This is a genomic window from Njordella aestuarii (assembly GCF_056494165.1).
This window is the reverse complement of the sequence record NZ_CM151397.1, coordinates 1,811,006-1,828,887: the sequence shown is the minus strand read 5'-3', so window position 1 is coordinate 1,828,887 and position 17,882 is coordinate 1,811,006. Positions and strand designations below refer to the sequence as shown.

Genomic DNA, 17,882 nt, shown 5'->3' with positions numbered 1-17,882 from the left:
AACCGAAAATCGGCGAACAGTTGGGACACTGCGAACTGCAGAGGCCCCAAACAATTATGCTAGTAAATTGTCCGTCTCAGCGTGAGTACCGGACTCAAGAATTTTAAAATGTCGACGTAGCGTAGTTGCTAAGCGCGGACGATGTCTTTCATTTTCGGTTCTAGGTACGTTACGGTCGAATGCATACTTGCCAAGTTGCCGTAATCTTCTTCAGGAATCTGGATCCGATGGCGTTTTCTCAATTCCATCACGATGTCAAGAAAGTCCATGCTGTCCAATTCCATTTGGTCGCGAAAACTTTTTTCATCTTCTAGATTGGAAAGATCCTCATCCGGAGCAATATCGCCCAAGATATCGATAATCTCTTCACGGATCTCAGCAGGACTCATCAAACTCTTCCTATTCGAAATTTAAACGTAACAACAATGACAAACTAAAATCGTCGGACGATCAAGACCGAATTAATTCCCAACATACCGAACGAATTGTTCAGGATATAATCTACGCGATTTAACTCGCGTGGCTGATTAACAACTAACCCTTCCAAGGCACAATCAGGATCCAAGTTATCCACGTTGATTGTCGCATGGCAAATACTATCTTTAAAGGCTGGCAAGTTCCCAGCCAACTCCAAGGCTCCGGCAGCTCCCATAGTGTGCCCGATGAAGCTCTTGGTATTGTTAAAGTGCGTTCGCGTTCCTGGCTGGAAAACGGACCTCAAGGCAATCGATTCTTGTGAGTCACCGCTACTAGTTCCCGTCGCATGCGTGCTGACGATATCGATCTGCTCGTGGCTCAATCCCCCGCGAGCCAAAGCTAACTGCACACATTGTGCCTGTCGCTCGGGATTTGGTAAGACGAAATCGGTCGCGTCGGTATTGATCGCATACGAAACAATCTCCGCAATGATCTCAGCGTTTCTCGCCTTCGCATCCGATAGACGCTCAAGCACGTACATGCAAGCTCCTTCAGAGACGACAATACCGTTCCGATCCACGTCGAACGGTCGGGATGCTTTCGTTGCATCTTCGTGTGTTGCCAACGCCCCTTGGCTCTTGAATGACGCAAAAATACCGAATGTGTGTATGCTTTCCGAGACACCACCCGCGATCGCCAAATCGCATTCGTTCAGTCGCAACATTTGGACCCCCTGAACAATCCCGGCATTTCCAGCGGCACAAGCGGCCCCAATGGTGTAATGCGGGCCAGTGATCCCTAAATTCAGGGCGATTTCGCCTGCTGGATTATTTGCAACAGTCCTAGGGTTATGGTGGTGAGACCAAAACTGAGTGTCATAGTCGTATTGCTTGATATTGTAGATTTCGTTCTCGGTCTCAACGTTCCCGTGCTCAGTCACGCCAACGTAAATACCGACTCTCGATTTATCGACATTTGCCCAGTCGATTCCGCTTGCAGCGATCGCTTCTGCGCTTGCGTAGATGCCGACCGATCCGGCTCGAGTTCCACGCCGGATGTCCTTTTTCGACTGATATTTAGTCGTTTCGAACTCGCAGACACCCGCAAGCGTCTTCCCGACATAGCGGATTTCATAATCGCGAACGCCGCTGACTCCATTGAGCAGATTTTCGCGGTAAGTCTGCAGGTTTGGCCCGTTCGGCGAAGTCAATCCGACTGCGGTGATTACAACGCGCTGTTCGTCCGGAAGGCTTTGCGTTCGATCAGCGACAGTCATTTTGCAGGCGGCGGTTCGGTAGAGAGGAATCGGATTTCGGAACGCTTGAAACTACCCGTAACCCGCCGTTTTGACAAGGCGAAGCCAGCCGTCGAGGCGATTGCGCCCTCTTCCGTAGCTGCGCTGGACCGAGAACGCGGCCGCAGTTTGGTGAGTTTCTTGAAAAAGCGTGCCGATTAGGGAAGAGCGTGCAGCTTCGGAAAAGGGTGTAGCTTCGAAAAAGCGACCGATCCGTGAAAAGGGTGTAGCATCGGAAAAAGGTGTAGCTTCGGAAAGCCATCCGATCCCTGAAAAGGGTGCCACTGCTGGCTTGTCCAGCAGTGCTCGTGGCGTAACGGCAAAGCTCTCCAAAACATCCCCGACTTCTGGCGAAGCCAGCTATGATGCGTTTGGTTGCGCTTGCCTCCGCCTGAAGGCGGTACTACGAACCGATCCCTGAAAAGGGTGCCACTGCTAGCTTGTCCGGCAGTGCTCGTAGCGTAACAGGAAATCTCTCCAACACTTCCCCGGCTTCTAGGCGAAGCGAGCTACGATGCGCTTGCTAAGCTACATGCGGACCCCGATCGTCAGCAAAATATTTGCGTACCGTTGCTGGTCGGCCGTTTGAATCGTCAGTACGTGATCGGGCGTGATGACCTTTTTATAAAAGTCCCACTTTTCCAGCGGCAGGATCGAGAGTTCGCTTTTTGCTTCGGCGAGAGTCTTGCGATAATCATCCCAGACCGGAGGATCACCGCCCAAAGCATATGGACCGGAGGTCTCAGTCGCCATCGTGTGGATTGCCTCGATCGGAACCGCCGACAAGACCGCTCTCAACGCTTGGTCGCACGAAATCAAACCTGGCATCAGATTCATGCTGACCAAACGTGAATTCGGACCTTTTTTCGAAGCGGCTGGGTAATTCCCGTCGGCGATCAAGATCGTCGAATGATGCCCCGCGGCAGCCAGCGTAGCTAAAATCTCGGGGTGTATCAGTTTGTATAAAAGCATAGTCGACAATTTGCTTGTTACGAGTTTGTCAGGGTACGGAAAGATGCAATCGTCTGTTGGCAAGCCGATTTGCTATCGGGCAGAGGTAGCACTTCCGCAGAGAGATAGCCATCGTAGCTGATATTACGCAAGGCAGCGATGATGGGTGCATACTCAATGTGCCCAAACCCAACAGCTCGGCGGTTCGAATCGACGAAGTGAATATGCCCGACTGCATTTGCAGCGAGGCGAAGCGCGTCGTCGATTCGCTCTTCCTCGATGTTCATGTGGAAGATATCGCACAGGAGTTTTAGATTGTCGGAACTACTTTGTTCGATCAGCTCCAAACCGTCGGCAACTGTGTTCACAAGATTGGTTTCATACCGATTCAAAGGCTCAATCAAAAGCGTGCTTCCGTTTGATTTGGCATAGCCAGCCAATTCGCGCAACGATTCAGCTAGGTTTTTACGATGAGCAGGAATTGCGTCCTTAGAGTCAGCTCGTCCTTGCATCGAACCAACAATGACGTGTGACCGCCATGGCGCGACTGCGTCAATAATCGATTTTACAAAGTCGATCGCCTTTTGCCGCTGCTGCGGCACTGGATCGCTCAGCGTCAACTTGGATCGCACCCAACCTGCGCCCGTTCCTGCAGCGGCCAACTCAAGCTGCTGATCGTCCAGGATCGATGGCAACGATTCGTTTTTGAAAACGCTCGCGTCCCCTGCAAAAATCTCGACCGCGTCAAAGCCATACTGTATGGCCATCTTGCATGACTCTACCAGCCCATCCCACAGGACAAACGGTCCACCACGCGCTTCTTCGACCAGACTGATCGTAACGGCAGATTTCATAATTTTGAAACATTCGATAGGAGGTTACGTAAAATGTTCAATCACGTGAGGCCGCCAGGATAATTGATGAGCTGTTGAAGGGAAATGGGCCGCTTACAAAGCGAACGATCTGAGTGCCACTGCGAGTTTTTCCTACAGTGCTCAAGCCCTTTTCCCGTAGCTGCGTTCGCCAAGCACGCGGGTGAATCTGGGAGCGATTTCTTTTGCTTGCCGCTTCCTGAAAAGGGTGCCACTGCTGGCTTGTCCAGCAGTGCTCGTGGCCAAACGGCAAAACTTCAAAACACGTCCCCGGCTTCTTGGCGAAGCCAGCTACGATGCGCTTGCAACTCACAAAAAACAGACCTTCTAAAAATTTTCCAGACACCGAAAATCACTGAAAAAACATAGGCATTTGCGATCTCAAGAATTGCTGTCTAAGCACAAAGTGCTTGACGACGTTTTCGAATTCGAAACACTGTTGCGTACGTTTTAAACGCATGGATGGCGGTTTTGTGGTGAATGGATTTGCATTTAGTTCCTTAACGGAGTGATTTGATGCGAGTTTCTGCATTATTGTTCGGACTGTTTGTTGCAAGCAGTGGTTGGGTTTCCTCAAGTTCCGCTTGTGACAATTGCATCGCAAAGCAAAAGGCTCAAATGCAAGCCAGTCGTGGACAACTGCAACATGTGGGCGGTTCGTTTGGCAGTGGACGCTATGAAGGAGTCGGATTTTCGACTCGATCTGCCGACGAAGCCATTCGTAGCGCGTGCTACTGGGGCCAGAGAACACCAGTTGGAATTGGTGTAGCTCGTGGCAATAATGGCTACTATGCAACCGTGCTTTACAAGTAACGTAAACTCATCTCCAACAATTGGGTAGGCGGCACGTCGGTTGAAACTGGAGTTTCATCCGACGTGTTTTTTCTTCCGCTTTATCAGAACAGCGTCCAAAAAATCTAAGGCTGCAATTGCTTTAACTGCACCAGCGATGACTCAGTCACTTTTCGTTGCCCGATCAAGTCCATCAGCGACGCTCGCTCCTTCTCGACGACATCCGCTGGTGCGCGACCTACAAAGGATTCATTGTTCAGCTTCGATTCCTTGCTCGCGATCTGCTTGATGAGATTTTCCAACAGTTTCTGATTCCGTTCGATCTCAGCCTTCACATCAATTAACGCAGCCAGATCAACGTAAACCGTCATTCCATCCAAAGTCACGGCAGCGTTCACGGCTGGTGGTACAAGCTTCGCCGCCATCTCAGTGACCTCGGCTGAAGCCATCGATTGTACAAACGGTAGCATCGGAGCCAGAATCTGCGCAACGTCTGCATCGGCTTCGATCACACAGGTCACTTTGTCCTTTGGCGGCACATTTTGCCTAGCGCGAATCTCGCGTATGCCACCTACGAGTTTGGTAAAGTACGAAAATTGTTGTTCAATCAACTTGTCCTGGTCAGCTTTGTCCGCCTCAGGCCAATCTGCTTGCATCAAGAAACGCGTCGCCGGAACTTGGTTGGACAAGTCGCGTACCGGAGCGAATTTTGACAATTGCTGCCAGATCTCTTCCGTCACGAACGGCATGATCGGATGCAACAATCGCAGTAAACGATCCAACGTATGAGCGAGTACGCGTTGCACAATTGGCCGCGATTTCGGCTCATGCATTCGCGGTTTGGCAATTTCCAAGTAGTTGCTGCAGAAATCATCCCACGCAAAATCGTAAATCGTTCTAGCCGCATCAGCATAGCGATATTGTTTGATCGCAAGAGTCATCTCTTCAGTTGCCGTCGAAAGCCGAGACAACAACCAGCGATCCTCAAGTGCAAGATCTTGCTTGTCTACTAGTCCCGCTGTAAAGCCTTCCATGTTCATCATGGCAAAGCGTGCAGCGTTCCAAAGCTTGTTGGTAAAATTCCTCGCGGTTTCAAACCGTTCGCTAACTACCGGCGCTCGCAACAATTCCTTGTCCGATTCGGTTTCGGCCCACTGCGTCGCAAAGACCTTGCCACACTTTTCGCAAGTCACGCGCGGTTGCTGGCGATTTTGCTTCGTTTGATTGATCAGTGAATTGCAATGCGGGCACTCGAACTGCACGGGCATGCGAACGTCTTGCGTCTCAGTGCATAACCAAGTCAAGCCGAAACGCAGGGCATCTGGGCCGAACTTCTCGATAACATCCAGCGGATCAACGCCGTTGCCCTTGCTCTTGGACATCGTTTCGCCATAGCCATCCAAAATTTTCGGATGAATAAAGACCTCGCTGAAAGGGATCTTGCCGAGATTGTTCAAACCCATCAGAACCATCCGAGCAACCCAAAGCGTGATGATATCACGTGAAGTGATCAACGTGCTGGTTGGATAAAAATACTCGAGCTCAGCAGTCTGTTCGGGCCAACCTAACGTAGAGTGAGGCCAGAGAGCTGACGAAAACCACGTGTCTAGCACGTCTTCTTGACGAACAAAGCCCAGCGATTCAACCTTGGTTTGCAGTGTTTCGTTTTCTCCGCGAAGCGAAACATGCAAAATCAGGTCGTCTTCGACGCTGGCGGAAATTTCATTCGCATACTCTGCTTCCAAGCCCTTGATCAGCTTGACTGCTGATTCGACTTCTTTTTTCGTATCGAAAGTCTGCGACCAAATCGGGATCTGATGCCCCCACCAAAGTTGGCGACCGACTGGCCAATCCCGTTTTTCGCTTAGCCAATCGACATAGCCCTTTGCGTATCGCGATGGAAATATTTTGACGCGACCATCTTCGACTGCGTCGATAGCTGATTGCGCTAGAGAGTCCATACGAACGAACCATTGGTCGGCCAAGAAAGGTTCAATCGCTGTTTTGCTGCGGTCGGAATGCGCAAGATCAATCTCGCGATCCTCGACCAGCTCTAATAGCTCGAGACTCTCGAGATCGGCGACAACTTTCGTTCGAGCCGCTTGAGTTGAGAAACCTGCATACGCACCGGCGGCATCGTTCAACTTGCCATCAGGCAAAAGAATATTGATCATCGGAAGGTTTTGCCGCAGACCAACTTCATAGTCGTTTGCATCGTGTGCAGGCGTGATCTTCACGCAGCCGGAACCTAACTCCGGTTTTGCCCAAACGTCGGCGACCAATGGAATTGTTCGGCCTGTTAGTGGCAGTTCAAGCTCTCGTCCTGCCGCAGCCATCTTGGCCAAGACTTCCAATTGCGGCAACAGCGTTGTTCGACGATCCTGAATCTGCTCGATCTGCTTTTCAATCGCAGGAGCTTCTTTCTCCGCTGCCGCCGCCAATTTTTCCCGCAGCTGAGCCTCAACACGGTCCAACTCGCCCGCAGGATCAGGATGCACTGCGACAGCCGTATCGCCGAGCAATGTTTCTGGACGTGTCGTGGCGATCGTGACAAACTCAGGTTCACCTGCTTGTGGTTTTACAACAGGATAGCGAATATGCCAGAAATGCCCTTTAACGGTTTCATGAAAAACCTCATCGTCGCTAACCGCAGTTTGCAAGTAAGTGTCCCAGTTTACGAGCCGCTTGCCACGGTAGATCAAGTTCTGCCGGAACAGATCAAAGAATGTCGCTTGGACAGCTCGAGCACAAGTCGCATCAAGCGTAAATCGGGTCCGCCGCCAATCGCATGAAGAACCGATACGTTGCAACTGTCCTAAAATTCGACGCTCGTATTGATCCTTCCAATCCCAGATCCGCTTGACCAAGGCCTCGCGTCCAAGCTCGTGCCGTGAAAGATTCTCTTGCTCTTTTAGTCGCCTTTCGACAACCGCTTGAGTCGCGATACCCGCATGATCGGTCCCAGGCATCCATAGCGCCTCGAATCCCATCATGCGATGCATCCGAACCTGAATGTCCTGCAAGGTATTGTTCAAAGCATGCCCCAAATGCAACGCGCCGGTCACATTAGGAGGCGGAATCACGATCGTGAATGGCTTCTTGTCCTTATTCACTTCTGCATTGAAACAGCCCGCGTCCTTCCAGGTGTTATATATGCGATCGCATTCGGTAGCAAAATCAAAACGATTCGGAATTTCTTCAGCAGCCATACCTATAATTTCCCATGATCCTTATGCAACTTGTATTCAACAGCATCAACCAGAGCCAGCCAGCTAGCTTCAATTATGTTTTCGCTTACACCGATCGTTCGCCACGTGCCGCTCGCATCCGTCGACTCGATATTGACTCGGATCCTAGCCGCGGTACCAGCATCGCTATTCACAACACGAACTTTGTAGTCCAGCAAACTCATCGATTCCAGGCTCGGATAGAATCCGCTTAACGCCTTCCGCAGTGCAGCATCCAGAGCATTGACCGGCCCAGCGCCCATCGCAGCCTCAAAACGACTCTCGCCGTTGACGGTCACTTGCAAGATCGCTTCCGCGTAAGACCCATGCGCTGAAACATTCGCGTCTCCTGCGTCGATCCGATATTTGATCACTTCAAAGTGCGGCGTGAACTGCTTCGAACAACGTTGCACCAACAATTCAAACGAAGCCTCCGCCGCTTCATATTGGTAACCAGCGTTTTCCTGTTGAACTACCGCCTTCAAAATCTCTTCTTGCAGTGCGCGATCCTGGCTGATGTTCTGTTTTGTCAACGCCACGATATTCGAACGGCCCGAAAGCTCACTCACCAAGATGCGGCGTTCGTTACCAATCAACTCCGGATTCATATGTTCATAGGTCGACGCCGCTTTGTTGATCGCGTGCACATGCATTCCACCCTTGTGCGCAAAAGCACTCTGCCCAACAAAAGGTTGTCCATTTCGCAACTGCAGGTTCGCTGTTTCGTAAACGTATCGAGAAAGCTCAGTAAGGTGCTGAAACGAATCGCGGCACGCTAACTGATAGCCCTTTTTCTTGAACGCAAGGTTTGACATTACGGCGATCAAATCAGCATTGCCGCAGCGTTCGCCAATCCCGTTGATCGTACCTTGAACTTGGTCGCAACCTGCATCGATGGCAGCGAGCGAATTCGCCGTCGCCAAGTCACCATCGTTATGGCAGTGAATACCGAGTTGAGCCTGAGTACCGCCAAGCTTCTCGCGTGCGGCTTGCACAATTTCAGCAACTTCTTCTGGCAAGGTTCCACCATTGGTATCGCACAGCACAACCCACTTTGCACCTGAGCTGGCCGCATTGAAGATTGTCTCGAGAGCATATGCGGGATTCGCTTTATAGCCGTCAAAAAAGTGCTCGGCATCGTAAACAACTTCCGCATGATTGGCTAGAAAACCAACGCTTTCGGCGATCATGGCGATGTTCTCGTCCAGCGAAACATTTAGCACGTCGGTGGCATGGAAGTCCCACGATTTGCCAACTACTGTGATGACTTGCGATTTTGCGGCGACAAGTGCCTTCATGCCGGGATCATCAGCCGCCTTCACACCTCGGCGACGCGTCATCCCAAAGGCTGCCACCTTGGAGCGCCCTAAATCCATCTTCTGAATTCGCTCAAAGAACTGCAAATCTTTCTCATTGGACATCGGGTAGCCCCCTTCGATGATGTCCACGCCAAACTCGGCAAGCCGCTGGGCGATATTGAGTTTGTCTTGCAGCGACAACGAAACGCCTTCGCCCTGCGTGCCGTCCCTAAGGGTGGTGTCGTAAATTAGAATGGATCGCATTGTTGGCTGATTTGCTAGTTGAGTGGGCGTTTTGGCGGCCGATGGATCGGTCGCAGACGGTGCTTGAACAGGTGCCATTTTTGGTCTCCAACAATCTAACAAAAAACCCTCGCTGGTCGGATGCCCGGCCGGCGAGGGTCACAAATTTTATTCAGACGAATACGAAACAGTTCACCCAATCGCAGCCGGACTAAGGTCCGTGCGAATAATCACGACGTTGATGACTAGAGTTGTTACTGATTTCATAATTTCGTTTTGATATGCCTGATCTCAGTTGCCTGACAACAAGCTTACCCAAAGTCCAACTGTCTTACAGAAAGCTTTGCCCGATGCTAAGCGGCAGTTACGATTTTGTCAATCTGAAAACTTCGGCACGGCCACGGGCCTCGCTCTAGTATTTCAAGACGCTAAACACCGAGTAATCCTTTAGCCGGTCGCGGCCTTTAAGCGCTTCAAGCTCAATTGCAAACGCACAACCGACGACTTCACAGTCGCTATTGGCTAGCAAGCGGCAGCAAGCTTCCACCGTTCCGCCTGTAGCAAGCAGATCGTCGACGATCAGCACTCGCTGGCCTGCCGAAATCGCGTCTTTATGCATCTCCAACGTGTCTTGACCATATTCCAAGTCGTAAGAAAACGAGTGCTTATGGTGCGGTAGCTTGCCTGGTTTTCGAACTGGGACAAAGCCCGTTCCTAACTCAACCGCCAGTGGCGAAGCGAAAATAAAACCACGCGCTTCTGCCGCAATGATCACGTCGATCTCAAGGTCCCGATACGGCTCCGCAAGCTTGCGGATCGTTTCTCGAAACGCTTCTGGATGCAACAACAGCGGTGTTACATCGCGGAAAAGGATACCGGGTTTTGGAAAATCAGGGATATCTCGCACATAATTGTACAGATCGACAGTCGTTTGGCTCATTTCGTTTTCGTCTGCAATGCCTTTTTCAGGGTCCAACCAGATTTAAGACGGCCACGCAGCGATTGTGGAGTAATGCCAAGCTCGCGAGCCCAATCCGTTATGCACTTGGTCTCGCCGTTAAATTTGATCATGTTTCGCTTGCCACGGTTCAGCTGCGCTTTGTCACGCGGCACCCAGTGTACATTATTTGGCTTCCAACCGTCTGCAGGCTTGATGCGAACCAAGCAATAATCTTCACCTGGCTTGTCACCGACGTCAGCATAGAAAGTCGCGAATTTATCCCAACGTTTGCAGACCTTGCTGTTCCGCTTGACCCGTTCCCAAGTTCGATATTCCGGACTTCGCCACATCGAGTGCACGGTTGAACGCTGGACGTGATGAGCCCGACAACAATGGATACATTGCGTCGACGTGCCACTTCGAAGGTTGGTTCGGTAGTACTGGCTCATGTCGCCGCAATCGCACTTGCAGACCCACATCGGCGATGAACCACGGTAACCGGCAAAGCCAACGACCGTTAGACGCCCAAATCGCTCACCCGCCAAATCGATTCGGATGCTCGAAGGAAGCTTTTGAACAACCGGGACATCACGGTTGTTTTCATTCGCTGCCGAGTTCCGCGCTTCGTTTTCAGCGGCTCCTGCAGGCGACTTTGTACTGGCCGATTTCGCATCAAGCTGTTCGGATCCCGCACGTTTTCCAATGTTGTTGTTCTTCTTGAGCATGTTCGTCCGTCGTGGTACGTATCGAGACAGATTGAGCCGGCATAATCTCACATCAAGCACGACCTATGCCTGAAGGTCAGAATGGTTGCCGAACGCATTCGCGCGAGCACACGCATACGTACAAGGAGAAGCGTGATTTCTTACTACACCGCTTCAAAAGTCTAAGAATAATATAGAATTTCCTGCAAAACCGGCTTGTTACCGGAACGATACAGGAACGATGGCGGCTATCCGACTGCGGGTATCCTCATAGCCAGCAAAAACGAACTGAAGGGACCGGCTCTTCTGCGACAAACCGCAAGCTCGCTAGCGAATTGCTCGAGGGATACATCCATAAAAAAACGCCACGACCAAAACTGGCGCGGCGTTAAAAAGTTCATCTGACAAACGGTAAACCGAGCGGTTATTCGATTTTGCCTTAGAGGACCTGATCGATAGTCTTACCTGGGACCGGTACGAAGTAGTTCCCGTTCGCATCAGGCTTCAACGGAGCTTCATCTGTAAACGCATTCAAGCTGTCAAAATCAGCGAGGGCTAGCTTACTGCTAAAGCAGTCGTCCCAAGTGAGCATCTTGCCTGAGTATGTTGCCATACGCCCCATAATCGCAGTCATGGTGCTCATCGCGCCGTATTCTGCCTCGTTCGGTATTTCGCCATTTCGGATCGATTTGAACAGATCTACGTGTTCATTTTCCCATCCATTTTCGCCGGCTGGTGCTTTCCAAACGACCTTGCCGCTGGTGTCATAAATCTTGCCACCTGAAATGTCAGCCCAGCCCTTCGTACCATGCGCATACTCGCTCACAGCGCCCCAGGTGCCTGGAATATGCCGACACTGCGACAGCATTTTTGTTCCGTTAGGATAGGTGAACTCAACGGTGTGGTGATCATAGATCTGCCCACTGTCTTCACCGGTGCGAACTTGACGGCCACCTGATCCCTGAGCCTCGGATGGATGCGAGTTCATCAGCCAGTTGATTACGTCCAAATTGTGAATGTGCTGCTCTACGATATGATCGCCGCACAACCAATTGAAGTAATACCAGTTGTTCATTTGGTATTCGAGTTCGGTCTGACCCGCTTCCCGGTTTCGTGTCCAGACGCCATCAGCATTCCAGTAAACGCGCGCTAGGATGATGTCTCCGATAGCTCCCTCTTGCAGCTTGGCAATGGTCGCGCGATAGTCGCTCTGGTGATGCCTTTGAAGCCCAACGGCAACAGCCAGCCCTTTCTCCTGCGCAATCTTGTTAGCTTCCAGAACACGCCTTACGCCCGGCGCATCGGTGGCAACAGGCTTCTCCATAAATACGTGCTTGCCAGCTTTGACAGCGGTTTCGAAGTGCAGGGGGCGGAAGCCCGGAGGAGTAGCCAAGATGACCATGTCGCAATCCGAATCGATCACTCGCTTGTATGCATCGACGCCCACAAACTCGCGGTCGCCGAGATCCATTCGTTCGCTGTATCGGCTGTTGATAGCGCGGCGGGCGGAGTTCAATCGGTTCTCGAAAGCATCGCCCATCGCAGTCAGCTTCAAGTTCTCGTCCGCCGCAAGAGCTTGCGTGGCCGCTCCGGAGCCGCGGCCGCCGCAGCCAATCAGGCCGATACGGATTGTGTCGTCACCTGCCGCATGTGCCGAACGAGAGATCGGCAGGACGCCGGCGGCAATCGATCCGCCAGCTAGAATTGCAGAAGAATTTTTCAAAAAATTACGGCGAGAATTGTTCTCGTTGTCCTGGGGGGCAGGACGCTCACCGCTCAAAGAATTGTGGCCCATAGGGTTCTACCTTCATCGTAGTGTGGTCGCATACACCGCTGTAGCCTGACAGCGATCTGTTAAAGCCCACTGTAGCAAGACTAACTTTAGATGCAATCGGTACGCATTTTCAGCCCAGGTGGTGCAATCGTTCTGCGAAACTTTTCCGGCCGAAAAGTTCGCCTCAACAACCTTCGATTAAAAACAACGGGGGTTGTCAAAAAGGCAACACGCGCCTAGAGTGATGAGAAGGCTTCCACGGCTCATCAAGTGCTATAGATGCCCATTGATAGCTAGCTATTCCGACCGCAGTTTCCCAGAACTTGCACAGTTCGTACAGTGGAAAAAACCACCCATGATCGACAACTTCGAAAATGCAAACGAGACAACGGTCGTTGACTCGGCTATTCGACCAGTTGATCAGTTGGTTTTGGACCTGCTTCGCAAAGAGCCTGGTTTAAAGATCCACGACCTGACTTCCCGCCTGGAGGTCACAGCCACAGCAGTCCGACAAAGACTGGATCGGCTGGAGTCGATGGAATTGATCCAACGGACAAAAGTTTTGACTCAGCGTGGTCGCCCGCTTTTCCAGTATTCGCTGACTCCCCTGGGCTGGCGTCATGCCGGTGTCAATTATATGGAGCTCGCGGTGGCGATGTGGGAAGTGATCCAGTCGCTGCCAAATACAGATTCGCGGCGTGAGTTGGTTAATGCGATTTCGCGCCGCATGGGTCAGTCGTACGCAATGCTATTGCCGGCAGGCACGTTCGCTGAACGGATTTCGGCCATGGCTAGAGTGCTAAATGATCGCAAAATTCCTTCGCGCGTTGCGGGAGACGAGTTTTTGCCGGTCTTGGAAGTACAAGCTTGTCCGTTCCCCGATTTGATGGAAGAAGACGAGAAACGGTCGATCTGCGAGTTAGAGCAGCAGATGCTCAGCGAAGCGATCGGCCAACCGCTCGAACTATCGTGCTGTCGATTGGACGGAAGTCATTCCTGTCAGTTTCGTTCAGCGGAATCTCCCGCCTAGAACAGACTGATGGGAGTCACCGCGTTCCGACACCTAACAAAGCGATTTACAGAAACACATTTTAGTTACCTTATTTGCATATTTAGAAAACGTTCATGTCACACACGCTCAAGATTTTTAATTTACACGTTTCTGTAGCTGACAAGCCGATTCTCCGCGGCGTCAACCTCGAAATGAAGTACGGCGAGACGCATGCGTTGATGGGTCCGAACGGTTCTGGCAAGAGCACTCTTGGACTGGCGATCATGGGACATCCAGGCTACGAAGTCACCGACGGTGAAATTTTGTTAGATGGGCAAAACATCAACGAGATGGAAGCCGACGAGCGAGCACGTCTTGGTTTGTTCATGGCCTTTCAGCGTCCTGTGGCGATACCGGGTGTTAAGATGGCTGACTTCTTGCGTCACGCTGCGACCAATGTGCGTCGCCCAGATCGCAAGGAAGGCGAAGAGCTAATTCCGATGCGTGAGTTCCGTAAAGAGCTGCGTGGGAAGATGGAACAACTGAAGATGGATAGCGAGTTCGCTCGTCGCTACGTCAACGACGGTTTTTCGGGCGGCGAAATGAAGCGAGCGGAAATATTGACGATGGCTATGCTCTCACCGAAGTTCGCGATTCTTGACGAAACCGACTCAGGCCTTGACGCAGACGCCGTCCGCTTGGCTTCGACATCGATTGCAGAGATTGGACGCGAGAAGATGGGACTGTTGATCATTACCCACCACGACAAACTGTTGGAACATAACAAGCCTGATTTTACGCACGTAATGCTTGGCGGTCGCATCGTTGAAACGGGCGGCGCAGACCTTGCACGCGAGCTACATGATTCTGGATACGATCGTATCCGTAAAGCTTACCCTGATGCCGACGCGGCGAACCGAGAGATGCTCACGAGCGAAGAAGCAGTGGTTGCTTAATCCCGAGTGCGACGCAAGCCACACACGCTCCTGGCCTGATCGCCGCGGAGCACCAAATACGATTCACGACATTAGTCGTCTTACTAGAAAAAGAACAGAACAATGGCAACCGACACAGCATCCAACGACGCCGTAGGCGAAATCAACAAGTACGATTTTCGCACGGAAAGCACCGCCTTCTTCAAGGCCCGAAAGGGCATCGATGCAGAGATTGTGAACCAAATCTCGGACATGAAGAACGAGCCCGATTGGATGCGCCAATTCCGGCTTAAGTCTCTGAAAATGTTTGAAGCTCGCCCAACACCGACTTGGGGTGGAGACATCGCGCTCGATTTCCAAGACATCTACTACTACCTCAAGCCAACCGACAAGCAAGGCAACACTTGGGACGAAGTGCCTCAGGAAATCAAGGATACCTTTGACAAGCTAGGCATCCCTGAAGCCGAGAAGAAGTATCTTGCTGGTGTAAAAGCACAATTCGAAAGCGAAGTCGTCTATGGATCGCTGAAGTCCGAACTCGCCGACCAAGGTGTTATCTTCACCGATACCGACACGGCGGTGCGCGAGCACTCAGATCTGGTGCGCGAATATTTCGGCACAATCATCCCGCCTGGTGATAACAAATTCGCAGCACTTAATTCTGCGGTCTGGTCCGGTGGTTCATTTATCTATGTACCGCCAGGGGTAAAGATCGAGTTTCCGCTGCAAGCCTACTTCCGCATCAACGCGGAAAACATGGGGCAGTTTGAACGTACGCTGATCATCGTCGACGAAGGCGCTAGCATCCATTACGTTGAAGGCTGTACCGCCCCGATGTACACTTCCGAATCTTTGCACTCGGCGGTTGTTGAAGTCATTTGTAAGGCTGGTAGCCGTTGCCGTTATACGACCATCCAGAACTGGGCGAATAACATTTACAACTTGGTGACCAAGAGAGCCTATGCTTACCGCGATGCGACCATGGAATGGGTCGACGGTAACTTGGGCAGCAAGCTGACGATGAAGTATCCTGCTGTTCATATGATGGAGCCAGGCGCGCGTGGTGAGATCCTTTCGATTGCGTTCGCTTCTCGCGGTCAGCATCAGGATGCCGGAGCAAAGCTTGTCCACTCTGCACCCCATACAACCGGTCAGATTATCAGCAAATCGATTTCCAAAAACGGTGGCCGCAGTAGTTATCGTGGACTGGTTCGCGTCGATGCGAATGCTGAAAAGAGTCGTTGCAATGTCGTCTGTGATGCGTTGATTCTGGACCCCAAGTCTCAGAGCGACACGTTTCCTTACATCGAAATTATGAACCAAGATGTTTCTGTGGGACACGAAGCAAGCGTTTCTCGTATTGGTGAAGAACAATTGTTCTATCTAATGAGTCGCGGGCTGACGGAAGCAGAAGCGAGCACAATGGTAGTGAACGGATTCATTGAGCCCTTGGTCAAAGAACTGCCAATGGAATACGCCGTCGAAATGAATCGCTTGATTCAACTGCAGATGGAAGGTTCCGTGGGTTAGTTTCGACGTTTCGTTTTGGCATCGATTTCGCACTTTAAATATTCACTTACAAGCTCCTATTCCGCCCCCCATCTGCGCGGTGGGCGGCCATTTAAAACAACTATGAGCGTTACGACAGAGAAAATCCGATTCGACCAGACCGGTTTCGACGGCTTCATGGGCCGTCAGAATGAACCAGAATGGTCTAAACAGTTGCGGCGTGAAGCGTTCGAACAGTTTCTGAAGATGAGCTGGCCGGATCGCCGCAGCGAAGATTGGATGCGAAGTGACTTGCGCCCCTTCAAAATCGACAACTACTCACTATCCACTGGTTTGGCAAGCTCTGAAATTGACGCCCCGGTGCGTCTTACCGAGGAAGTTGAACTTGGCGGCCAGTTGTGCAGTGTCGATGGCACCATAACAAAAGAGTGGGTCGATTCGAGTACAACTGGTGCGAAAGCAATTTTCTGCAGCCTGCAAAACGCATTGACCGAGCACACAGAGCTTGTGCGAGAACACTTGTGGACTGTCGCTGATTCGACCGTCGACCGCTTTGCGGCATTGCATGCAGCAACGTGGAGCGGTGGTGCATTCCTTTACGTGCCGCGGAATGGCACACTAGAAAAACCGGTCCACATTCATTCGGCAATGACTGATGGCGGTTACGACAGTGCGCATACCCTGATTGTGATTGACGAAAACGCGGAAGCGACTGTCCTCTACGAGACAGCTAGCCCCAAGGAGACCGATGGCGGCTTCCATTGCGGCGGGCTTGAGATCATCGTCAAACCAGGCGGACGGCTCAGGTTCGTTAATCTCCAGGACTGGGGATTGGCGACTTGGAATTTCGACCAGCAGCACGCAGTCCTTCATCGAAATTCCCACCTGCAATGGACCACCGCTGCGATGGGTTCCAGGTTCTCGCAAGTTGCACAGCAAGTTAAACTCGCTGGCAAAGGTGCGCACAGCCAAGTTAACGGCGTGATGTTTACTCGAGAGCATCAACAGATCACGTACAACACGGTGCAAGAGCATGCAGCACCTGCTTGCACCAGTGACTTTCTTTACAAAGCGGCGTTGCAAGACAAATCGCGCACGGTTTGGCGTGGGATGATTCGCGTCGCACCGGGCGCTGACAAAACCGACGGCTATCAACGCAACGATAACTTGATGCTGAGCAACGAATGTCGTGCCGATTCAATCCCTGGCCTTGAGATTAAGGCGGATGATGTTCGATGCACGCATGGGAGTACTTCAGGACGCGTTGACGAAGAACTGATTTTTTACGCTCAGTCCCGCGGATTCACCCGACAAGAAGCGATTCGTCTAATTGTAACGGGCTTTTTCCAACAGATTTTCGACCGGATCACCATCGAGAGCGTTAGCAAAGCGTTGGGTGAAGCCATCGCTCGACAAGTCCGACAATACCAATAGAAAGTAAAACCGATGGGCGACGACGTAAATAGCACGACGAATGAAAATGATCAAGCAGCTTATGTTTCCTTGGACGGAGACAACCCTGTTCCCGCTGCGAATGACGCCGACAGTGTTGAAACAAACGGGCTCGGCGCAGGCGAACTTCCTGAGCGCAATTCGCCGTTATGCGAAGATCGAATCCGGGATGAACTTAAAAAAGTCATCGACCCGGAACTCTTCGTGAACATCGTGGATCTTGGACTAGTCTATGTTGTTGATCTAGTTCCAAACGACGAAGGCAAGATGGACGTCAACGTCGAAATGACGCTTACAAGTCCAATGTGCCCAGCCGGACCGCAACTTGTCAACCAATCCCAGGTCACCATCGAGGCTCTTGATGGAGTAGGGAGTGTGAGCATTCGAATCGTGATGGATCCGCCTTGGACTCCGGATAGAATGACGGAAGACGCCCGCGATCAGCTAGGTATATTTTAACTAAAGTTCTCCTTGGCACCAATG

15 protein-coding genes are annotated in these 17,882 nt (G+C 51.5%); 6 read left to right on the top strand and 9 right to left on the bottom strand.

Going from position 1 to position 17,882, the window contains the following annotated elements; translation table 11 throughout:
* Positions 1–128 precede the first annotated feature (128 nt).
* The 4 genes from SH451x_RS06945 to SH451x_RS06930 all read right to left on the bottom strand — a co-directional run bounded on the left by SH451x_RS06945 (position 129) and on the right by SH451x_RS06930 (position 3,516).
* Positions 129–389: an acyl carrier protein gene (locus tag SH451x_RS06945; RefSeq protein WP_479361718.1), complete on the bottom strand. Its 261-nt coding sequence runs from the start codon at positions 387–389 to the stop codon at positions 129–131.
* 44 nt (positions 390–433) lie between these two features.
* Positions 434–1,693: a beta-ketoacyl-[acyl-carrier-protein] synthase family protein gene (locus SH451x_RS06940; protein ID WP_479361717.1), complete on the bottom strand. Its 1,260-nt coding sequence runs from the start codon at positions 1,691–1,693 to the stop codon at positions 434–436.
* 546 nt (positions 1,694–2,239) lie between these two features.
* Positions 2,240–2,683: an RbsD/FucU family protein gene (locus tag SH451x_RS06935; RefSeq protein ID WP_479361716.1), complete on the bottom strand. Its 444-nt coding sequence runs from the start codon at positions 2,681–2,683 to the stop codon at positions 2,240–2,242.
* A 17-nt stretch (positions 2,684–2,700) separates the two neighbouring features.
* Positions 2,701–3,516 carry a TIM barrel protein gene (locus SH451x_RS06930; RefSeq protein WP_479361715.1) on the bottom strand — a complete coding sequence of 272 codons (816 nt, stop codon included), beginning with the start codon at positions 3,514–3,516 and terminating at the stop codon, positions 2,701–2,703.
* 534 nt (positions 3,517–4,050) lie between these two features.
* On the opposite strand from SH451x_RS06930, the gene SH451x_RS06925 reads away from it, so the two are divergent.
* The gene (locus SH451x_RS06925) at positions 4,051–4,347 is read left to right on the top strand and encodes a spore germination YkwD domain-containing protein (protein WP_479361714.1); all 297 of its coding nucleotides are present in this window, start codon (positions 4,051–4,053) and stop codon (positions 4,345–4,347) included.
* 104 nt (positions 4,348–4,451) lie between these two features.
* Here the strand turns inward: SH451x_RS06925 and SH451x_RS06920 are convergent, their stop codons facing one another.
* The 5 genes from SH451x_RS06920 to SH451x_RS06900 all read right to left on the bottom strand — a co-directional run bounded on the left by SH451x_RS06920 (position 4,452) and on the right by SH451x_RS06900 (position 12,533).
* Complete coding sequence (locus tag SH451x_RS06920; RefSeq protein WP_479361713.1) at positions 4,452–7,535, bottom strand: valine--tRNA ligase; 3,084 nt, start codon at positions 7,533–7,535, stop codon at positions 4,452–4,454.
* Between the two features lie 2 nt (positions 7,536–7,537).
* Positions 7,538–9,115, bottom strand: coding sequence for a citramalate synthase (gene cimA, locus SH451x_RS06915; RefSeq protein WP_479362894.1), 1,578 nt, complete (start codon positions 9,113–9,115; stop codon positions 7,538–7,540).
* A 391-nt stretch (positions 9,116–9,506) separates the two neighbouring features.
* The gene (locus tag SH451x_RS06910) at positions 9,507–10,034 is read right to left on the bottom strand and encodes an adenine phosphoribosyltransferase (protein WP_479361712.1); all 528 of its coding nucleotides are present in this window, start codon (positions 10,032–10,034) and stop codon (positions 9,507–9,509) included.
* Complete coding sequence (locus SH451x_RS06905) at positions 10,031–10,759, bottom strand: hypothetical protein (RefSeq protein WP_479361711.1); 729 nt, start codon at positions 10,757–10,759, stop codon at positions 10,031–10,033. The genes SH451x_RS06910 and SH451x_RS06905 overlap by 4 nt, the downstream gene beginning before the upstream one ends.
* Positions 10,760–11,177: 418 nt before the next feature.
* The gene (locus SH451x_RS06900) at positions 11,178–12,533 is read right to left on the bottom strand and encodes a Gfo/Idh/MocA family protein (RefSeq protein WP_479361710.1); all 1,356 of its coding nucleotides are present in this window, start codon (positions 12,531–12,533) and stop codon (positions 11,178–11,180) included.
* A 334-nt stretch (positions 12,534–12,867) separates the two neighbouring features.
* On the opposite strand from SH451x_RS06900, the gene SH451x_RS06895 reads away from it, so the two are divergent.
* The 5 genes from SH451x_RS06895 to SH451x_RS06875 all read left to right on the top strand — a co-directional run bounded on the left by SH451x_RS06895 (position 12,868) and on the right by SH451x_RS06875 (position 17,858).
* Positions 12,868–13,542 (top strand): helix-turn-helix transcriptional regulator, encoded by a 675-nt coding sequence (locus tag SH451x_RS06895; protein ID WP_479361709.1) that lies wholly within the window; start codon positions 12,868–12,870, stop codon positions 13,540–13,542.
* Positions 13,543–13,637: 95 nt separating this feature from the next.
* Entirely contained in the window at positions 13,638–14,459 is an 822-nt protein-coding gene (sufC, locus tag SH451x_RS06890; RefSeq protein ID WP_479361708.1) for a Fe-S cluster assembly ATPase SufC, read from the top strand.
* Positions 14,460–14,561: 102 nt separating this feature from the next.
* Positions 14,562–15,968, top strand: a complete 1,407-nt coding sequence (sufB, locus tag SH451x_RS06885) for a Fe-S cluster assembly protein SufB (RefSeq protein ID WP_479361707.1) — start codon at positions 14,562–14,564, stop codon at positions 15,966–15,968.
* A 102-nt stretch (positions 15,969–16,070) separates the two neighbouring features.
* Positions 16,071–17,381 carry a Fe-S cluster assembly protein SufD gene (gene sufD / locus SH451x_RS06880; protein ID WP_479361706.1) on the top strand — a complete coding sequence of 437 codons (1,311 nt, stop codon included), beginning with the start codon at positions 16,071–16,073 and terminating at the stop codon, positions 17,379–17,381.
* Between the two features lie 12 nt (positions 17,382–17,393).
* A complete protein-coding gene (locus SH451x_RS06875) occupies positions 17,394–17,858 on the top strand; it encodes a metal-sulfur cluster assembly factor (RefSeq protein ID WP_479361705.1) in 465 nt (154 codons plus the stop codon).
* Positions 17,859–17,882: the final 24 nt, after the last annotated feature.